The sequence below is a fragment of the Streptomyces sp. NBC_00576 genome, assembly GCF_036345175.1.
GTDB lineage: Bacteria > Actinomycetota > Actinomycetes > Streptomycetales > Streptomycetaceae > Streptomyces.
In genome coordinates this window covers 7,761,402-7,780,144 of the sequence record NZ_CP107780.1, presented here as the reverse complement: position 1 = coordinate 7,780,144, position 18,743 = coordinate 7,761,402, and the positions used below count along the sequence as shown (strand labels likewise).

Annotated in this window: 17 protein-coding genes and 1 pseudogene; 8 read left to right on the top strand and 10 right to left on the bottom strand. The window is 70.5% G+C overall.

Annotation, left to right across the window (positions count from 1 at the left end):
• Nucleotides 1-6: 6 nt before the first annotated feature.
• The 4 genes from OG734_RS33860 to OG734_RS33845 form a co-directional block, all read right to left on the bottom strand.
• A complete protein-coding gene (locus tag OG734_RS33860) occupies nucleotides 7-675 on the bottom strand; it encodes an NAD(P)-dependent oxidoreductase (protein ID WP_330291224.1) in 669 nt (222 codons plus the stop codon).
• Complete coding sequence (locus OG734_RS33855; protein ID WP_330291223.1) at nucleotides 672-1,505, bottom strand: NAD(P)H-binding protein; 834 nt, start codon at nucleotides 1,503-1,505, stop codon at nucleotides 672-674. Before OG734_RS33855 ends, OG734_RS33860 begins: the two co-directional genes overlap by 4 nt.
• A 148-nt stretch (nucleotides 1,506-1,653) precedes the next feature.
• A complete protein-coding gene (locus tag OG734_RS33850; protein ID WP_330291222.1) occupies nucleotides 1,654-2,850 on the bottom strand; it encodes an NAD(P)/FAD-dependent oxidoreductase in 1,197 nt (398 codons plus the stop codon).
• A gap of 75 nt (nucleotides 2,851-2,925) precedes the next feature.
• Entirely contained in the window at nucleotides 2,926-3,372 is a 447-nt protein-coding gene (locus tag OG734_RS33845) for a nuclear transport factor 2 family protein (protein WP_330291221.1), read from the bottom strand.
• Between the two features lie 174 nt (nucleotides 3,373-3,546).
• On the opposite strand from OG734_RS33845, the gene OG734_RS33840 reads away from it, so the two are divergent.
• On the top strand, nucleotides 3,547-4,440 hold the full coding sequence (locus tag OG734_RS33840; RefSeq protein WP_330291220.1) for a LysR family transcriptional regulator: 894 nt from the start codon (nucleotides 3,547-3,549) through the stop codon (nucleotides 4,438-4,440).
• Nucleotides 4,441-4,889: 449 nt separating this feature from the next.
• On the opposite strand, the gene OG734_RS33835 is transcribed toward OG734_RS33840, so the two are convergent.
• Nucleotides 4,890-6,467 (bottom strand): glycoside hydrolase family 32 protein, encoded by a 1,578-nt coding sequence (locus tag OG734_RS33835; protein ID WP_330291219.1) that lies wholly within the window; start codon nucleotides 6,465-6,467, stop codon nucleotides 4,890-4,892.
• A gap of 209 nt (nucleotides 6,468-6,676) precedes the next feature.
• Between OG734_RS33835 and OG734_RS33830 the strand changes: the two genes are divergently transcribed.
• The 4 genes from OG734_RS33830 (at nucleotide 6,677) to OG734_RS33815 (ending at nucleotide 11,422) form a co-directional block, all read left to right on the top strand.
• Complete coding sequence (locus OG734_RS33830) at nucleotides 6,677-8,086, top strand: ABC transporter substrate-binding protein (RefSeq protein WP_330291218.1); 1,410 nt, start codon at nucleotides 6,677-6,679, stop codon at nucleotides 8,084-8,086.
• A complete protein-coding gene (locus OG734_RS33825) occupies nucleotides 8,083-9,087 on the top strand; it encodes a carbohydrate ABC transporter permease (RefSeq protein ID WP_330291217.1) in 1,005 nt (334 codons plus the stop codon). The genes OG734_RS33830 and OG734_RS33825 overlap by 4 nt, the downstream gene beginning before the upstream one ends.
• A 65-nt stretch (nucleotides 9,088-9,152) precedes the next feature.
• Nucleotides 9,153-10,013, top strand: coding sequence for a carbohydrate ABC transporter permease (locus OG734_RS33820; protein ID WP_330293895.1), 861 nt, complete (start codon nucleotides 9,153-9,155; stop codon nucleotides 10,011-10,013).
• Between the two features lie 5 nt (nucleotides 10,014-10,018).
• Nucleotides 10,019-11,422, top strand: coding sequence for a glycoside hydrolase family 32 protein (locus tag OG734_RS33815; protein WP_330293894.1), 1,404 nt, complete (start codon nucleotides 10,019-10,021; stop codon nucleotides 11,420-11,422).
• Here OG734_RS33815 and OG734_RS33810 read toward each other — a convergent pair.
• Both OG734_RS33810 and OG734_RS33805 read right to left on the bottom strand, forming a co-directional pair.
• Nucleotides 11,385-12,449 carry a LacI family DNA-binding transcriptional regulator gene (locus tag OG734_RS33810; RefSeq protein WP_330291216.1) on the bottom strand — a complete coding sequence of 355 codons (1,065 nt, stop codon included), beginning with the start codon at nucleotides 12,447-12,449 and terminating at the stop codon, nucleotides 11,385-11,387. The two genes, OG734_RS33815 and OG734_RS33810, sit on opposite strands and share 38 nt — an antisense overlap.
• A gap of 174 nt (nucleotides 12,450-12,623) precedes the next feature.
• Entirely contained in the window at nucleotides 12,624-13,574 is a 951-nt protein-coding gene (locus tag OG734_RS33805) for an NADP-dependent oxidoreductase (protein ID WP_330291215.1), read from the bottom strand.
• Between the two features lie 130 nt (nucleotides 13,575-13,704).
• Between OG734_RS33805 and OG734_RS33800 the strand changes: the two genes are divergently transcribed.
• The 3 genes and pseudogenes from OG734_RS33800 to OG734_RS33790 all read left to right on the top strand — a co-directional run bounded on the left by OG734_RS33800 (nucleotide 13,705) and on the right by OG734_RS33790 (nucleotide 16,441).
• Nucleotides 13,705-14,568 carry a helix-turn-helix transcriptional regulator gene (locus OG734_RS33800; protein ID WP_330291214.1) on the top strand — a complete coding sequence of 288 codons (864 nt, stop codon included), beginning with the start codon at nucleotides 13,705-13,707 and terminating at the stop codon, nucleotides 14,566-14,568.
• A 156-nt stretch (nucleotides 14,569-14,724) separates the two neighbouring features.
• Nucleotides 14,725-14,931 (top strand): annotated as a pseudogene (locus OG734_RS33795) (IS200/IS605 family accessory protein TnpB-related protein); the annotation flags it as partial.
• Nucleotides 14,932-15,133: 202 nt separating this feature from the next.
• Nucleotides 15,134-16,441, top strand: a complete 1,308-nt coding sequence (locus OG734_RS33790) for a hypothetical protein (protein ID WP_330291213.1) — start codon at nucleotides 15,134-15,136, stop codon at nucleotides 16,439-16,441.
• 122 nt (nucleotides 16,442-16,563) lie between these two features.
• Here OG734_RS33790 and OG734_RS33785 read toward each other — a convergent pair whose 3' ends face one another.
• The 3 genes from OG734_RS33785 to OG734_RS33775 form a co-directional block, all read right to left on the bottom strand.
• Nucleotides 16,564-16,851: a hypothetical protein gene (locus OG734_RS33785; protein WP_330291212.1), complete on the bottom strand. Its 288-nt coding sequence runs from the start codon at nucleotides 16,849-16,851 to the stop codon at nucleotides 16,564-16,566.
• A gap of 208 nt (nucleotides 16,852-17,059) precedes the next feature.
• Complete coding sequence (locus tag OG734_RS33780) at nucleotides 17,060-17,614, bottom strand: hypothetical protein (RefSeq protein ID WP_330291211.1); 555 nt, start codon at nucleotides 17,612-17,614, stop codon at nucleotides 17,060-17,062.
• Nucleotides 17,615-18,046: 432 nt separating this feature from the next.
• Nucleotides 18,047-18,730 (bottom strand): MOSC domain-containing protein, encoded by a 684-nt coding sequence (locus OG734_RS33775; protein WP_330291210.1) that lies wholly within the window; start codon nucleotides 18,728-18,730, stop codon nucleotides 18,047-18,049.
• Between the last annotated feature and the right edge of the window lie 13 nt (nucleotides 18,731-18,743).

Here is an 18,743-nt window from a genome sequence, read left to right as displayed (position 1 = left end):
TATTCGTCAGTTCGCGATTCCGACGACCTGCTCGATGGTGTCCGGCTGGTTCACCATGGCGAGCATGTGGTGGGCGACGTCGGCGCGTGACACGGAGAACCCGCCCCGGATATTGCGGTTCCACGCGGTCCGGTACCTGCCGGTCAGGGGCTTGTCGGTGAGCTTGGGCGGGCGCGACACCGTCCATTCCAGTCCGCTGTCGCGCAGGGTCTGCTCGGTGACGGCGAGGTCGGCGTAATGCCGGCCGAACATTGCCCGGGTCAACGGGACTCCCAGGTAGCGCATGAAGAAGCCGTCGCCGGGATCGTGCCTGGGTGGCGTCGGCCGGCCAGGCACCGGCACCGGTCCGACGGGTGCGGCGCTGACGATGATGATCCGCCGGACGTGCTCGGCATGCATCGCCGCGACTATCGCGCGGGTGCCGTGCGAGGTGATGCCCGCGTCCGCGCGCGGGTTTCGCGGGCCGAGCGCGGACAGTACGGCGTCGGCGCCGCGTACCGCTTCGGCGAGCGTCCGCATGTCGGGTCGGGTGAGGTCGACGGCGACCGTCCGGACGCCGTCCGGCAGCTCACGTGGGCGGCGGGCCACGGCGGTGACGTCATGCCCGCCGGCTACTGCCTGCTCGACCAGGTGCCGTCCGATACCGCCGGTGGCGGCCACGATCGTGAGTTTCATCGGGGTCCTCCTGCGGTGAAGACGGCACGGTGGTCCTGCGCCCAGGTGGCGTACGTGCGTGCCGGGCGGCCCAGCAGCCGCCGCACGGTGTCGGTGGTGGGCCCGGCTTCGCGGGCGTAGTCGGCCAGCGAGCCGAGCAGCCGGTCGGGTACCTCGTCGGGCAGGCCGGCGGCGAGCATGCCGCGGCGGATCTCGTCCGGTGCGGCCTCGACGAACGACAGTGTCCGGTCGAGCGCCTCGCCGAGCGCGGCGACCTTCTCCGGCTGACTCAGCGACTGCTCTCCGGTGAGCAGGTACGTCTGACCGCTGTGCTGCGGGTGGGTCAGGGCGAGGGCGGCCACCGCGGCGATGTCACGCTCGTCGACGGTCGAGGTCCTCGCGTGCTGGTATGCCCCCCGCACGGTTCCGGTCGCCTGGATCTGCCCGGTCCAGGCCAGGGTGTTGGCGGCGAAATCGGCGCAGCGCAGGATCGTCCAGTCCAGGCCGCTCCCCTTGGCGATGTCCTCGACCGCGTGGAACTGCTGCCGGAAGCGTGCGTGCCCAGCCGGGTACCGCACGGTCACGGAGGACAGTACGACCACCCTTGCCGCGCCCGTCTCGCGGGCACGGGCCAACAGCTCGGCAGCGGCGGATCCGGCGGCACGCGGGCTGAGCAGAATGGCCTCCACGCCGTCGACGGTGGGAACCTTCGCGGGGTGGACGAGCTGTGTACCCGCAGGGAATTCGGCGTGCGGGTCGCGGGTGACAGCGGCGACCTTCGCTCCGGCCTCAACCAGGAGGCGGACGGTTTCGCGGCCGACGAGGCCGGTGGCCCCGGTGATCAGAATCATGACTGAACCCCCAGTACGTGTCATATGTGTGTCGGTAATCGATCTTGCGCGGTGGATGATCGCGGTTCGTATCGCGGGAAGACATCACGGGCGAGCCGTGCGCCAGGACCATCGGCATGCGGCCCCACGTCGGCTGCCGGTGCGTGGTTCAGGCGGACTGTTCGGCGGTGGCCACCGTCTCGCGGCGCTGCGCCCGCAGCAGTCGGCGGCCCTGCTCGCCCTTGACCCAGGTGTGCGAGCCGGGCTTGCGTGCCTCGTCCACCAGCTGCTTGACGGTGAGCCTGCACACGAGTTCCTTCACCTTCGCGCCTGTTCGGCCGCCGAGGTGGAGCCGCCTGGCGGTGTCGTCCTTGTGGGCGAACTGGAAGAAGCCCGCGCGGCGCCCCAGGCTGATGCACTGGCCGACGAACCCCAGGTCGATCGGTGCGGGCCGCTCGCTCGCGATGCGGCTGAGCACCGTGTCGGCGGCGTGTGCGCCCAGCGGGCCGGCGGCCTGGCAGCTCATCCGGAACGGCAGGTCCGAAGGTGCCGCCGAGTCCCCGGCCGCGACGATCCGCTCGTCGTCGACGCTCGTCAGGGTCTCGTCGGTGAGCAGGCGACCCAGGGCGTCGGTGCTGAGCCCGCTCCGGGCGGCCAGGTCCGGCACGCCGAACCCGGCGGTCCAGATGGTGACCTCGCTCGGCAGCTCACGGCCGTCGCCGAGCCGCACGGTGTCGCCGGTCACCTCCGTGACCTTCGTGCCGGGGCCCTGCAGCACGGTCACACCGAGGCCGGCCAGCCGCTCGGCGACCGAGCGGCGCCCGTTCGGGTGCAGGTAGGGCCCGAGCGGCCCGCCGCAGACCAGGGTCACGGTGCGGCCCGCCTCCGCCAGTTCGGCGGCGGTCTCGATGCCGGTCGGACCGGCGCCGACCACCAGCACAGGGGCCGTGGCGGGAGCGGCGTCGAGGACCGACCGCAGCCGCTGCGCCTCCTCGAACGTGGCGATCGGGTGGGCGAACTCGGCAGCTCCGGGCACGCCCGGGTCGGCGCTGCCGCTGCCCACCGCGTAGATCAGGTAGTCGTAGCCGGCCGTGTCGCCGCTCGCCAGTTCCACCCCGCGCCCCGTCGCGTCGATCCGGGTCACGGTGTCGACCACCAGCCGGACGCGCTCGCCCAGGACCTTCCGGTAGTCGCTGACGGCCTCGTGCGTCCCGCCCGCCAGCTGGTGCAGTCGGATCCGCTCGACGAAGTCCGGACGGCAGTTGATCAGCGTCACGGTCACGTCGTCGCGCTGCGTCAGCCGGTTGGCCGCCATGACCCCGGCGTAACCGCCGCCGATCACGACGACTTCGGTGTTCTCAGCCATGGTTTCTTTCCTCCGCTTTCAGGGATTGGCACGCAAGATGTCGACTTGGCACGCCGTGGCGGCCTGCGGGACGGATCAGCCGAGGCGCTCCGGCGCCGAGCCGCGGAGCGGGGTGGAGTCCAGGTACCGGACCTCGTAGACGCGTTCGCTGAACTTCCAGCCGTCGGTGGTTCGCTCGTAACGGTCGTGGTACAAGGCGTAGTTCAGGTGCGAGCTGCCGTCGCGCATCCGTCCGAACTCCTGGATGTACGCCCGGCCGGCCGCGGTGTCGCCGTCCAGCCGGATCACGCCCGGGTGGACGTTCTGCACGAAGAACTCCCAGAGCGACTGGCCCCACTCGATCCCCGCGCGGATCTCCTCGCGGCCGACGAACTCCTTGTCGATGTGCGGCCAGCGCATGGTGCCCTCGGGCGTGAACAGCGAGACGGCGCGGTCGAAGTCACGCATCATCACCGCGTCCGTGATCTCGGCTCGCAGCGCCTCTATCTCGACGCGATCGGCGATGGCCCGCATGTCGCCCATCGGATTCCTCCCCGTCCATGTGTGCGTCAGGCGTGTGCCGCCTGTCCGGTGGTGATGGATCCAGCATCGAGCGGGCGGGACAGCGGAACAATGCAAGGTTCCTTGGGCTATTCATAATGTGACGGTTATGCATGGATGGAGGTTGTGGATGGGGGCTGTGGATGGGGGCTGTGTATGGAGCTGCGTGACATCGAGATCTTCCTGGCCCTGGCCGAGGAGCTGCACTTCGGCCGCACCGCGGAGCGGCTTCATGTGTCCCAGGCCCGCGTCAGTCAGGCCATCGCCAAGCAGGAACGGCGCCTCGGCGTCGCCCTGTTCGACCGCACCAGCCGGCGCGTCGCCCTGACCCCGGTCGGCCGGCGTCTGCGCGAGGACCTCCAGCAGGCCGTCGACCTCCTCCGGGAAGGGCTCGCCCGCGCCGAAGCGGCCGGCGCGGGGACGACGCGGCAGACCCTGCATCTGGGTGTGTTCGGCCATGCCGGCCACGAACTGCGCCCCCTCATCGAGGCCTTCCGCTCCCGCCACCCCGGCAGCGATGTCCAGTTCGGCGAGATCAACGGCTGCGACCCGTTCGGCGCGCTGCGCACCGGAGAGCACGACGCGCACGTGCTGTGGCTTCCGGTGGCCGAACCGGACCTCACCGTCGGCCCGACCGTGCTGACCGGAGGCCGCGTACTCGCCGTGGCGGCAGACCATCCGCTGGCCGAGCGCGGCACCGCGTCACTGGAAGACCTCGGCGACAACCATGTTGTCGACTTCGGCCCCGACGCCCCCGAGTACTGGGTCACGACCATGGTCCCCACGCGTACGCCGCTCGGCCGCCGTATCCCGCGCGGGCCCGTCGCGCGGACTTTCCACGAGATCCTCTCTCTGGTCGCCTCCGGACAGTGCGTCCACCCGCTGGGCGAGATCGCCGCCCGCTACAACCGTCCCCCCGGCATCGTCTTCCTCCCCGTTCACGACGCCCCCACCATCCACTTTGCCCTCACGTGGCGATCCACCGCCGACGGCCCCACCCTCCGCGCACTGGCCCAGACCGCCGCTGACCTCGGTCCCATCTCCCTGTGACAGCCGAACACAGCTGCCGGCGGCCCGTAACCCAAGCAGTTGGACGAGACCCGTCTCAAACCGCCCCGCCGTCCCACCGTCCCGACCGCAACCACGGAGCACCACGCGCGAGGCAGTGTGACCGCTCGGGGCCGTTTCCTCTTGGGGCAGCTTCTGGCACCCACCGGCCGCTGTCCCGGCCCACACTCCCGACCCACACTCTCGCGTGCCGCGAACCCGGACGACCACCACGTCGAGCGCCTCGACCCAAATGCGCCGGCCGGGGTGCAGCCCCGTCGACAGCACTGTCCTCGTTACCAGCGGCCTCAGGGCGGCCTCAATTCCTGGCACTACCGCTGCACCAGCAGACCTGATCCGCCGGACAGGCCCTGGCTTGCCCCGGTACCCAGAGCCCTGGCGCGCCGGTCGTCGGCAGCCGCTCGGGCCGCCCCGGCCACCTCCCCGTCGGATCAGACCGTGAACTCCCGGATCACCACGTTCCGGAACACCGCCTGCCCGTCGATCGTGAACAGTGCCAGTGCGGTGTCGGACGGGTCGGGGAAGGCCTCGGTCGAGTGCACGTACCGGCCGTCGCCGACGAACATCTCGACGGATGTACGGTCGACGAGGATCCGCAGGCGGACCGTGCCGGCGGACAGGTCGAACGGCGTGCGGCTCTCCTGCCAGCGGCCGGAGGTGCAGGGGCTCACGGTGTAACCGCGGTTGACGAAGGCGTAGTCGCCGTAGACTCCCGCGTCGATGTGCCGCCCACCGTCCGACGACCGCCTCAACTGGAGGCCTGCGCCCACCAGTTGGTCCCAGGTGATCTCACAGGTCAGCTCGTACGCGGTACCCGTGTAGTCGAGCGGTCGGGTGCCGTCGACCGCGATGTCACCGAGGTCCACCGTGCGCGACACATGGTCGTCCAGGGCCGCCACCGGCTGGGACGCCAGGTAATACGTACCCGACGCGTGCTTCAGTCGTACCTCGCGGACGATCGAGTCGGTACCGTTGAAGCCGTCGCACTCGATGGTGGGCGTGGTGTTCGCGTAGTCCCAGTGGTTCATCCAGCCGATCGCATACCGCGCGTCAGGGTCCAGGACCCCGCTCGCGTCACGTTTGTCGAAGGTGACCGCCGCGTACCAGTCCCAGCCGTGGTCCAGCCACTGGGGATCGGACGCGTCGGCGGTGAAGGTCGTACCGTCGAAGGAACCCGTCCAGTACGCGAACGTGCTCGGCAGCCCGGAGCCCTTGCCGTTGGCGCTGACGCCCAGCACCCACTTCCGGGTCCCGTCGTCCGCCCTGATGCGGAACAGGTCGGGGCACTCCAGGACGCCGATGCCGCCCTTGATGAAGCCGCCGACGTACGTCCACGCCTTGAGGTCGGTGGAGTGGTAGAAGCCGACTTTGTCGTTCTCGGCAAGCGTCATCACCCACCGCCCGTGCTCCTCGTCGCGGATCACCTTGGGGTCGCGGAAGTCCCGTACGCCGGGGTTGGGGAGGACCGGGTCGGTGCCGTGGTTCGTGAAGGTGCGGCCGTCGTCCGTCGAGTAGTACAGGTACTGGGCCTGGGTGACCTCGTCGGGCGCCATGGTGGCGATGACGATCACCGCACCCGCGCCGAAGCCCGCCGTGTCGTCCGTGTCGACCACCGCCGAGCCGGACCAGACATCGCCGTTGGGCGTCGTGTCCTTCGGCACGGCGATGCCCCGGTCGGTGAAGGAGACGAGGTCGGTGCTGGTGGCCAGGCGCCAGGTGGTACCGGCCGTCGTGCCGCCCGTCGAGTAGTCGGGGTTGTAGAGGTAGTAGCAGTGGTACTCGCCGTCGATCCAGACCGGGCGCTGCGGGTCGTTCATCCACTGGTCGGGGACCGTGAAGTGGTACGCGGCGCGGTAGCTGCCCGCGCACGCGGCCGTCGCCTCGCGGGGCACCGCCACCGCCGGTCTCACGACGTCCGGCAGCAGAACACCGGCGGCGCCGACGGCCGAGGCCGTCAGCAGCGACCGCCTGGACAGTGTCTCCCCCGGGCCGAGCGAACTCCTCTTCATGCCACGCATCGTGCGGCTCCCTTCCCCGACGTCGTCGTCGGGACGCGGCTCATGTGGACCGGAACCGTATACCTAACTCGTTAAAGGTCAAGCCCTCGCGCACCGGCTGATTCGGTAACTTCCCATCCGCGCACATCCCTTGACAGAGCCGCAGCGGGGTTCTCATCATCGTGGAATCCAACTTCGGCTAACACGAGTTAGGCTCGCCGATGACCGACTCGCTCCTCTCCCGACGGGCCCTGATGCGCTACGGCGCGTACGGCGCCGGAGCCGCCGCTCTCGCCGGTGTCGCGGCCGGCTGGGACCGCCTCACCGCCGCCGACATCCCCGGCCGCGACGACGGCTCGCTCGTCGTCGCCACCCTGGGCTCCGCCTTCAACCCCGAGGCGCAGCGCGCCCTGCGCGACGGATTCCGCGAGGTCCACCCCGACATCAGGATCCGCATCAACCCCGTACAGGCCTACGACTGGTCGGACTTCTTCTCCAAGATCCTCACCCAGATCGCCGCGGGCACGGCACCCGACCTCGTGTACGTCGCCACCGAGGGCGTGCAGCTCTTCGCCCAGCGCCTCGGCGTACCGCTGGACAGGTGGGCGAAGCGGGACGCGGCCGAGCTGCGCACGTACTTCGCCGACGTCCATCCCTCGCTGGTCGAGTCGATGATGTACGAGGGGAGCCTCCACCAGCTGCCGGTCGAGTTCAACGCGGCCGACATGTATCTCAACAGCCGGGTCCTCGAACGCGCGGGTGCCGACCTCCCCGACGACGACTGGACCCACGACGACTTCACCACGCTGCTGCGGGCGATGAAACGCAGCAACGGCGACCGGTTCACCCCGTACTTCTGGACCAACCGGCTGTGGGGCGGAGTGGTCCCCTGGCTCTTCGCCAACGACACCAACCTCCTCACCGAGTCCAAGGCCCCCGGCGGCGACTGGCTCTGGAACTCCTTCTATCCCGAGGCACAGCGGCGCGGCCGGGGCGGCGGCTACCGGTGGACGACACCCCTGGCCGACTCCGACCGCGTCGCGGAGGTCTACGACTACCTCTCCTCCCTCATCCAGGAGGACCTGTGCACCCGGCCGGAGGGCGGCGACGGCCGCAACCTCGTCGGCGTCTTCTCCACCGGCCGCGTCGGTGTCACGCCCGCGGGCGGGTTCTGGGCGGGCGGCCTGCATGAGGCGGGCATGAAACCGGCCGACTACGACGTGCGGTACTTCCCGCGCCGGCGCACCCGGCGTCACCAGTTCGGCGCCGCCGGCTACGCGATGCTGCGCACGTCGAAGATGCGGGACGAGGCCTGGGAGTTCATCAAGTACACCGCCCGCAAGGACGTGATGACCCAGCTCTTCGCGGCCAACCAGACCACTCCGGCCCGCCGCTCCATGGTCGACGAGGCCCGCTACCGGGAGACAGGACCGGCCCACTGGCAGGTCTTCTACGACACCCTCGACAAGATCCCCACCACCGGCCCGATCCCGGCCCCTCCGCAGGTCAACGAGGTCGAGCAGCTGCTGATCAAGCACACCGGAACCGCCCTTGCGAGCCCCGGCGCGGTGCGTCCCGCGCTGCGCCGGCTGCAGGGGGACCTGGAGAAGGCCATGGAGCGTGAAGTGTGACGAACACCGAGATCAGGCCCGTGGGGCCGGAGCCCGCCCGCACCCGCAGGAGCCGCAGGAACCGCGGGAACCGCGGGACCGGTCCGACCCGTAAGGCATCCGAGTCCACGGCCGCCACCACCATCCGCACCCGGGGCACCCGCCTCCTCGCCGTACTGTTTCTCGCGCCCACCGTCGTCGGCATCGTCGTCTTCACGGTCGTACCGATCGTCGGCTCGGTCGTCCTCAGCTTCTTCCAGTGGGACGTGATCGACGACCCGCGGTGGGCCGGAGCGGCCAACTACCGGGAGATCCTGACCGATTCGACGGTCCTCGTCTCCTTCCGCAACACGCTCGTCTTCATGGTGCTCGCGGTGGCACTCCAGTTGCTGATCGCGCTCGTGCTGGCGATCGCGGTGAACGGCCGGATGCCCAAGTGGCTGCGGTCCGTGTTCCGTTCGGCGTTCTTCTTCCCGCTGGTACTGTCCGCCGCGTCCATCTCGGTGGTGATGAAGTACCTGTTCAACCAGGACTTCGGCCCCGTGAACTGGCTCCTCGGCACGGTCGGTATCCCCTCGGTCCCCTGGCTGACCTCGGAGAACGGGGCGATGGCGGCCGTGGTCCTGGCGTACGTCTGGCAGCAGTTCGGCTTCTCGTTCCTGCTGTTCGTCGGCGGCCTGAACAACATCCCGAAAGAGGTGCACGAGGCGGCTTCGCTGGACGGCGCGAGCGGGGTGCGCAAACACCTCGCCATCACCCTGCCGCTGCTGTCGCCCACGCTGCTGGTGGCGTCCGTGGTCGGCATCATCAACGCTCTCCAGGTCTTCGAGCAGCCGTACGTCCTCACGGCGGGCGGTCCCGGCGACTCGACGCGCACGGTCGTGATGGTCATCTACGAGACGGCCTTCGAGCAGCTCCGCTTCGGCGAGGCGTCCGCCGTGGGCGTCCTGCTCTTCGCCCTGATCATGGCGGTCACCGCACTCCAGTTCCGGCTCAGCCGGCGTTACGTCCACTACCAGTGAGCCGGGTGAGTCAGATGAGTACGAGTACCCTCTCGGGTTCGGTAACGGGTCCGGCATCGGGTCCGATGCCGGGTCCCCGCACGAGCCCCACCGCGTCACGCGTACGGCACGGCCTGGCGCCCTGGGGCCGGATCGCAGGCCTGGCGCTGTGCGCCCTGTTGACGCTCGGCCCGGTCATCTGGACGGTGTCGACGTCACTGCGCACGCCGGCGGAGTCCTTCGACCTGCCGCCGAAGATCATCCCCACGGACCCCACCGTCGACGCCTACCGCGGGGTCTTCGACCAGATCGACGTCTGGCTGTACGCACTGAACTCCACCCTGGTGACCGCGCTGATCGCGGCCGGCCAGATGATCACCGCGGGCCTGGCGGGCTATGCCTTCGCCCGCCTCGAATTCCGCTTCAAGAAGCCGCTGTTCGCGCTGGTCCTGGCCACGATGATGGTGCCGTTGCAGGTCACGATGGTCCCGGTCTTCCTGGAACTGAAGACGATGGGCATGACCGACACCCTGCTCGGCCTCATCGTCCCGGCCTTCCCGACGGCCTTCGGCACCTTCCTGATGCGCCAGTACTTCCTGGGCATGCCGAAGGACCTGGGCGAGGCGGCGATGATCGACGGCGCGGGTCCGTGGCGCGTCTTCCGGTCGGTGTACGCCCCCTTGGCGGCCCCCGGTCTCGCCATCGTCGGCGTGCTGGCCTTCAACTACCACTGGAACGAGTTCTTCCGGCCGCTGATCCTCGAAACCTCCACCGAGAACCTCACGCTGCCCCTGGGCCTGGTCTCCCTCCAGGGCAACCTCGGCACCGGCTCGATCTCCGTCGTCCTCGCCGGAGTCGTCCTCTCCATGATTCCCGCCGTCGTCGTGTTCGTCGTCGGCCAGCGCCCTCTGCGCGAGGGCATCACATCCGCAGGAGTCAATCGTTGAGTTCCGTGAGCCGGTCGACCGACGCCAACAGGCCGCGATTCAGGGTCCGCCCGCCGGCCAACTGGATGAACGACCCGAACGGCCCGTTCCGCTGGGGCGATCGATACCACCTCTTCTACCAGCACAACCCCGACGCCCCCGTGCACACGAACGTCCACTGGGGCCACGCCTCCAGCCCCGACCTCGCCCACTGGGACGACCACGGGATCGCCCTGCGCCCCACGCCCGACGGCCCGGACGAGGCGGGCTGCTGGTCCGGCTGCGTGGTGGACGACGGCGGTGTACCGACGGCGGTGTACTCCGGGATCGACCACGACCACCAGGGCCTGAGCGCGATCTGTCTCGCCGTCGCCGAGGACGACGGCCTCCAGAAGTGGAAGCAACTGCCGGTGCCGGTGGTCGCCGGCCCACCACCCGGCCTGGACGTGACGATGTTCCGGGACCCTTTCGTCTTCCGCTTCGCCGGACGCCGCTGGGCGCTGATGGGCGCCGGCCACGCCGACGGCACCCCGTCCGTCCTGGTGTACGACTGTGAGGACCTGTACGACTGGCGGTTCGCCGGGGTCCTGCTGGACGGCCGGGACCCGGCGGCGGCCCGCGCCTTCGGCAAGCGGGCGATCGGCTGGGAGTGCCCGCAGTTGTGGGCGACCCCCGGGGGCGACTGGGTGCTGGCGGTGGCCCTGTGGGACGGCGACCCGCTGAGCACCGCGTACGTCACGGGCCGTCTGGTGGAGCGGGCGGACGGTGGACCGAGGTTCGCGGCCGGTACGGGCGGCGGCCCGCTGGACCTCGGCCGTGACTTCTACGCCCCGTCCGTCCTCCAGGACACGGAGTCCGGCCGCGCCCTGCTCTGGGGCTGGTCCTGGGAGTCCCGCCCGCCCGAGGAGGTGGACCGCGCGGGCTGGTCCGGCGTCCTCACAGCACCCCGGGTGATGGACACCCACGAGGACGGCACGCTACGGGTCGTACCGGCTCCGGAGCTCGAACTACTGCGTGCGGCCGTCCCGTTCACGGCCGCACCAAGACCTCATCACCAACCACTCCCCCTCGCGTACGACCTGCTGGTGACCGCCCGTTCAGCGGCGACCGTGAGTCTGCTGCGGGCCGCGTCCGGGGCCGAACTGACCGTGCGACTCGACCCGGCGTCCGGCACGGTGACCCTGGACCGCACGGCCTGGCCGCGCTCCCGCCCGGACGGCACGGCCCCCCTGGTCCTGCCGACCCCGCCGGGCGAGACCCTCACCGTACGGATCCTCGTGGACGGCTCTCTGCTGGAACTGTTCGCGGGTGACCGGGCGACGGCCACGGAACGGGTGTACCGACGCGGCGACGACATCGCGGAGCTGACCGTGTCGGGGACGGACGTCGAGGTCACGGGCTGGGAGCTGGTCCCACCGAACCCCGCGTGACGACGGGGCACTCCAGCCGCCGGGTGGTGAGCGGCGGCGCGGTCCCGCTGTCGATGGCGTCCAGGAGCAGGCGGACGGCCGTCTCTCCCATCGCGCGATGGGGCAGAGCGACCGTGGTGAGGGGCGGGCTGAGGAAAGCCGCCATGTGTTCCTGGTCGTCATAGCCGACGACGGACAGCTCGGCGGGCACGTCGAGGCCCAGGCGCGCGGCGCCGTGCAGGACGCCCGCGGCGACCCGGTCGTTGTAACAGACGATCCCCGTGGGCCGCCGGTGGGCGGGAACACCGTCCAGCAGCCGCAGCGCGCCCTGGTACCCGGCGGAGATCTCCCCTCCCGTCCGCACGATCCAGTCCTTCTCTGCGGTCAGCCCCACCGTCCGCAGCGCGTCCCGGAAGCCGCGCAGCCGTTCCGTGGTCGCGATGTCGTCCAGACCGCCCACCAGGGCGACCCGGCGGTGGCCCGCGTCGAGAAGGACACGCGCGGCGCTGCGGCCACCGGCCCGCTCGGCGGGGATGACGGCCGGCAGGGAGCCGTCCTCGGGGAGACAGTTGGCGAGCACGGCGAACGTGTGGTGCAGCCCTTCCGGGACTCGGGCGCGGCGCAACGACAGTGCGGCGTAGATGATCCCGTCGACCCTCCGGTCGAGCAGTTCGGCGACAGCCGCGTCCTCGGCGACCGGGTCCTGCCGGGAGTCGACGGTGAGCACCAGGTGCTCACTGCTCCACGCCATGTCCATGGCCCCGCGCAGCAGCCGCCCGGCGAACGGCGAGGTGGCGATCTCGTCCGTGACCAGACCGATCACGGCGGTACGACGCCGGCGCAGGCCACGGGCGACCGCGTTCGGCCGGTAGCCGAGCTGTTCGGCCGCCTTGCGGATCTTCTCCTGCGTCTCGGTGGAGAGGTTGCCCTGGGCGCGCCCGTTGAAGACGAAGGACACGGCCGTGTGCGACACCCCGGCAAGCCGGGCGACATCCCGCGAGGTCGCCCGCTCGGCCCCGCCACCCCGCGTCTTCTCGACCCCGCCCATGCCTCGTCCCCGCCGACTTTGCCTGATCAGGCAGAGCCTACCCGCGGTAGGTGTCGCGGAGCCCGCCGCCGCAGACCGAATGGGACACCGGGGTGGAACAGCCGCTGACCTCGGCACGCCGGGGTGCAGGTGATGGACGGCGACCGGGATTCAGCGGCGAAGAGAAGGACGGAGCTACGCGGACACCGCGACCACGTGCTTGCCCACGACGCCACCACGCTCGAACGCTTCGTGCGCTTCGGCGATGTCCGCGAGCGGGTACACGCTGTGGACCACCGGGCGTAGCGCACTCGACGTGACGTGGTCGGTCAGGTCGCGCAGCACGGCGCTGTCCGGGTTGGCACTGAAGGTGCGGATTCGGCGGGAGCCGTACACGCTCGACGCGGCGATCGCGGCCAGGGCGCCGGCCGACAGGGCGACGGTCACCATCCGACCACCCTTGGCCAACCGGCTTCGGTAGCAGTGCAGTTCCGAGCCGACGGTGTCGACGATGACGTCGAACGGTCCGATCTGGTCCGAGGTGGTGGAGCCGTAGTCGAGGACTTCGTCGGCACCGAGGTCCGTGAGCAGTTGGGCGTCGCGGTCCCGGGCCAGCGCGGTGACGTGGCCGCCCAGCGCGTGTGCCAGTTGCACGGCGGCTGTGCCGACTCCGCCGGCCGCGCCCCGCACGAGTACCCGTTCCCCGCCCGCGAGGTGGACGCTGTCGCGCAGCGCGATCAGCGCCGTGGCGCCCGCCACGACCAGGGAGGCCGCGTCGACCGGCGAGATGCCCGCCGGGGCGGGCGCGATCCGGTCCGCGGGGACCACGACGTACTCGGCCGCCCCCGCGGTGGTGTGCCGCTGACGGGGATGCACCATGCCCCACACCCGGTCCCCGGCCCGGTAACCCTCGACATCGGCGCCGGTCTCGACGACGACGCCCGCGAAGTCCAGCCCCGCACCGATCGGGAAGCGGCGCCCCGACACCATCTTCAACTCCCCCGCGCGGACGATCACGTCGTGTCCGTTCACGCTGGACGCCTCGACCGACACCAGGACCTCGCCGACATCGGGAGCGGGGCGGTCGACATCGTTGATCCGCAGGACGTCCGGTGCACCGTAACTCGTCATCTGAGCGGCCTTCATGTCGCTGTCCTTCCGTGGTCGGCTGGTGTGGAACCGATACTGGTCCCTGCTCGCGACATCACGGTCGTTCGCCTTTTCCTGGGACTGACAGACCCACCCTCACAAGCGGCGAGCGAGACATACTGGCGCCGTGACCGACAACCCCACTGCGCTGACCGACGATCCCCGACGCGAACTCGCCGAATTCCTGCGGACCCGTCGGACCCGGCTGCGGCCGGAGGACGTCGGCCTCGAACCCGGCCCGAGGCGGCGTGTCGCCGGGCTGCGGCGTGAGGAACTGGCCCTGCTGGCGGGGGTGAGTTCGGACTACTACCAGCGCATGGAACAGGGACGCGACGTACGGCCCTCAGAACAGGTCCTGGATGCCCTCGCGCGCGCCCTCAACTTCTCCGCCGAGGAGTGTCGGCATCTGCACAGCCTCGCCGCCGCCGCGCGCACACCGGCGCGCGCCCCGCGCCGGTACGAACCGGAGGAAGTTCCGGACACCACACAGCGGTTGCTGCGCACGATGCCCTCGCCCGCGCTGGTCGTGGGACGCTACCTGGACGTACTGGCCTGGAGCCCGCTGGCCGGCGCACTGCTGGGCGAGTTCACCCGGCTCCCGGTGACGGAGCGAAATCTGCTCTCGCTCCTGCTGCACCCGGAGGCCGACCAGACCTGCCCGGAGCAGGCCGCCACCGTCGCCGAGCTGACCGCAACGCTGCGCGCACAGGTCGCCGCCGATCCGGGGCACCCGCGCGCCGTGGAGCTGGTCGGCGAACTCGCGGTCCGCAGCGACCAGTTCGCGACGCTGTGGGCCCGCCACGACGTGGAGGAGACGACGCGCGGCCGGATGCGCGTCAACCACCCCCTGGTCGGGGAGCTGAACCTGGACTGGGACGCCTACCCGCTGCCGGGCACTCCCGGCCCGATGCTGATCGTCTGCACCACCGTCGAGGGCGGCCCCGACTCGGAGCGGCTCCAACTCCTCGCCAGCCTGCTCAACGCCCGCTGACCAACGCAGAATCCACCCCGTGGGCTCTCCCGGATGGCGCGAATCCCGGACCTACCGGAAGACAGCCCCCATCGTCACGAGGCCGAGGCTCCTGAAACACGATGAGCTGCGGCGACGTCGCCGTACGTGAAGGACTCGACGGGGGTTTGGAGCTGCAGTGATGAGCAGGGGCATCGGACCGTCCAGGCCAGATTGGGTGTTCCTGGGCGTGCGGGAACCCGCCCCCGCATCCCCGGACCACGGACACGACAGGTGCCACCCGGACGCGGAGCGAACGCGGGCCACCAGAACGCCCAACACCGTCCGGGGCGTTCGGCCGAGCATGAGACCTGGCAACAGAACTCACTCCCGCTCAGTCCCTAGGAACGGTCTGACCACGCGAGAGCGCGCCCCACGGTATGACCGCCTTCACACCGGAGGCGGCCACCATCCCTCGCAGGGCATGAAGTCCCGTAGCCGGATGGCCGATCGGACCGGGAGTCTGGCCGGTCGGCCGTCGCGGTGTCGCTGGAGGCGCGCCTAGCGTTCGTCGTGACCAGGCAACCGCGCTCTGAGGGGAACACTGATGGGGCAGCAAGAGATGACCGGAGCCCACGCCGACGGCGGCACGGCCGTGACCGGGGCGGCCACGGAGTTCGAGCCGGACGTCATGGACCTGCTCGTGGAGACACTGAGCCGTGCGGTCAGGCAGGAGTTGTCGGCCGTGGGGACGGACACCCTGCTGGGGGCAATCGTGTTGGGGGACACGGACGCCGGTGAGGCGGTCGCCCCGGGGATGCGGAAGGCCGGTTCGCTCAGTGGTCTGATCGCCGGCCGGGCGGGCCTCGGCTGGGTGAGCGACGACGAGGTGTGCGGTGTGCCGGTCGCGGCCGGTGCCGATGAGGGAGCCCATCAGGAAGCCGATGAGAAGGAGGCCGATGCCGCCTGGCGTGAGGCTCGGTGGCGCTACGGCCTCGGTGTGCGCGGATCGGCCCCGGACAGTGGCCGGGTGCTGCCCGGGATGACCGGGGCGATGCGCGCGTGCCTGCTGCTCGCGCTCGGGTCGGCCCGCGCCGAGGGGTCGGTCTCGGTGCGCTGTCGGCATGTCGCCCGTGCCCTGCTGGAACTGCCGGACAGCAGGGCACGTGAGGCCATGGTGCTGGAGAGGCTGGATCTCTCCGCCGCGGCGAACGCGCTGGACGGATTGGACGCGTTGGACGGGTTGGACGGGTTGGACGGGTTGGACGGGTTGGACGGGTTGGACGGGTTGGACGCGAGCGCCTCGGCGCGGACCGAGGGACCGGAATCCCGCGGCGTCACCCTTCTTCGGCGAGCCGGAACGCTGGGCAGGAGCGGTAACCGCCTGACCCGTGCGCTGACTTCGTGGACCTCCGGGTCCGCGGTGAACGGCTCACCGGTGCTGTTCGCGGTGTCCGTCGAGGCTGCGCGGCAGGCGGTACGGAGCGGGCGCGCCGCGGTGGAGCCGGTGGATCTTCTGCTCGGGATACTGGCCCTGGACCGGGCCCTGTTCGTCGCCGGGCGCTCGCTTCCCGGGAGTCTGGCGAAGGCCAACTCCGCTCCGGCCCTGATGCGTCGGCACGGGGTACGGCAGTCTTCCCTGGTCTCTTCGGCTTCGGCGATCCCGTCCGCCGGTGTTCCCGACAGCGGCGAGGTGCGTCCGTCCGCCGCCGCCGACCGGGTCATGGCGGTGGCGCGGCTGTCCGCCGCCGAGCACGGTTCGCCCACGGTCGGCACGGTCCACCTGCTGGCCGCGCTGCTCGACGACTCGGCGACGGACACGGACGCCGACGCCATGGTCGTACGACTGCTGGCCGCCGACAGGGTGGATGTGGCCGCGCTGCGGGCGGAGTTGGGACTCAGGCTGGGTGCATGACACCCGGGGTCCTCCTCAAGGACACCGGTCCCGCCGACCTGATCCGCGCCGTAGGCGGTCGGAACGAACGTCACCGTCCAACCGCTCCGAAGGCCCACCCGGCGAACCAATCGGTCAGACCACTAGGCGGACACATATGTGAGTGCCGGATACACCTCCGGGTCGCCCTCGACACCGACCTCACGGAGGATCGGAATGAGGATCTCGGCGAAGCGGTTGAGGGCCTCCTCGGACTCCCAGACGTCGACGACGCGGAAGGTGCTCTCGCCCTGTCCCGCGATGTGTGCGAGCAAACCTTCTACGGGCCAGTCGGCTGGAGACTCCATCCGGTTCTTGCTCCCCGTCAACTTGCGGTTGGTCTCCTCGTACTGCTCCTGTGTGAACTCGGGGGAGATGAGGATGATCGGCATTTGGGTCCTTCCAGATCGCGGAGACGCGGCATGGGGCTGCCACGTCTGGGCCGGAATCAGGCGACGGCGGCGTCCGCCTGTTCACATAGCGATCCTGCGCCGCGTCGCATCATCGCGCATGACCTGCTGCTCCACACGAGACGGAGTCACGCCCGTCGAGAGGGCGAACGTTGCCTGATGCGGCACCAGAAGCGCGTCGGCCTGACGATCATGTCAGCAGGTGCCGCGTCATCGATGCCGGTTCGCGGCCGGCGGCGAGCCACGCGGTGGCTGCCGCGGCCACGGGGAGGCCGAGGAGGGTGAGCGCGAGCGGGATGTACGGAACGTGGGTGAGGGGGCTGCGGTCGTCGGCGTACGCCGCGAGCAGGATCGCGTACGCCCCGGCGGTGCCCAGCAGGACTCCGGCCAGGGCGAGGAATCCGGCGGTGACGGCCGTGAGGCTGCGGCGGATCGTGGTGGTCGCTCCTGTCGCGGTGCGGGTGCGCAGCTCGTCCGCGGCCTCGCCGCGGATCGTACCGACCGTCATCGCCAGGACGCCGAGGGCGAGCACGGCGCCGCCGGCCACGGACGCCCAGCGCAGCGTGGCGAGGCCGTCCTGCCGGTCGCCGGCCTGGGTGACGAGGCCGTTGGCGGCTGCCAGGTCGCGGGCCGCCGTGAGCTGCACTGCGGTGAGGTCGTGCGGGGCCTGTACGAACCAGCCGACGGTGATGGTGTGCCAGCCGAGCCGGTGCAGTGCGGCGGGGATCAGGAACGCGTTCGGCACGGAGCTGTAGGCCGAGCCCTGGACATGGCGGGTGCGGGCGACGAGGTCGCGCCGCGTGGTGCCCAGCAGCTCCAGCCGGGCCCGGAGCGGGGTGAGGACATCGGTGTCCGGTGCCGCTGTCGCCAGATCGAATCCGAAGCGGCGCTTCCTTGTATGGCCCTGACGTTGTTCAGCGGCCCCACCATGTTGGCTTCAGTCAGCCCGATTCGTGAAGACCGGCCCCGTCACGGACGGCTTGACCTGGCCCCACCCATCCACGACGCGTTGCCCGGCGGCGGGGTCAACTGGAACCGCCCGTACCGCTGCTTTCACAGGTGGTCCCGCCGCAAGTCGCCACGATGGGGCCGCGGGTAGACGTCACAGTCGGCCATCTGCCTGCTGAGCACTCCAGTTGCCAGACGGCACTGGAGTGCTCAGTCACGTGAATGACATTCAGTCGAGCCAGCGGGCCTTGTCCCCGATACGGACATGGCCGGGTTTCTCGACCGCCGCGTACACGCCGAGGGCGTTGCCGAGCTCGCGGGCGACCCAGCGCAGCACGGCGCGGTCATGCGGGACGGTCGGAGTCTCCTTGGTGATCATCACGCAGCGGTCGCACCCCCGGGTGAAGCGCAACCGCAACGTGCCGATGACCATTCGGCGGCCGATCCAATCATGCTCGGGGTACCCGGTCGCGTGGTCGTCGGGCACGTCGTCGAGCACCAGGTTGGGCCGGAACCGGCTGGCGTCTATCGCACTGTCCGGCAGCGTCGAGCCGAGGCTGCGCAGCGCCGTAGTTGTCAATACATGGAGCGCGGTGTCAGGCCGGTGCGGCTGGTGCTCGACCAGCGTGACCTTGGCCTGTACAGCCGCACTGAGCCGACTGGCAGCGTCAGGCGCATCGGAGCGGAACCGCCGGCCGTCCGGCAGGACGAGCTCGGCCACGCCCGGCCCGAGGGTGACCGCCCGCAATCGCATGAGCGCCGGAACAGCACCCGCCCAGGTGACCTCTTCCCGCTCGTTGTGGATGGCGATGCCCCGGTCACCCTCGATTCCGAGCACATCGACTGTGGCGGCGGTCAGTCGCTCACCACCCACCGACTTCACCGGATACCGCCACAGTTGGTCGACCCGCATCCATCGCCCCCTT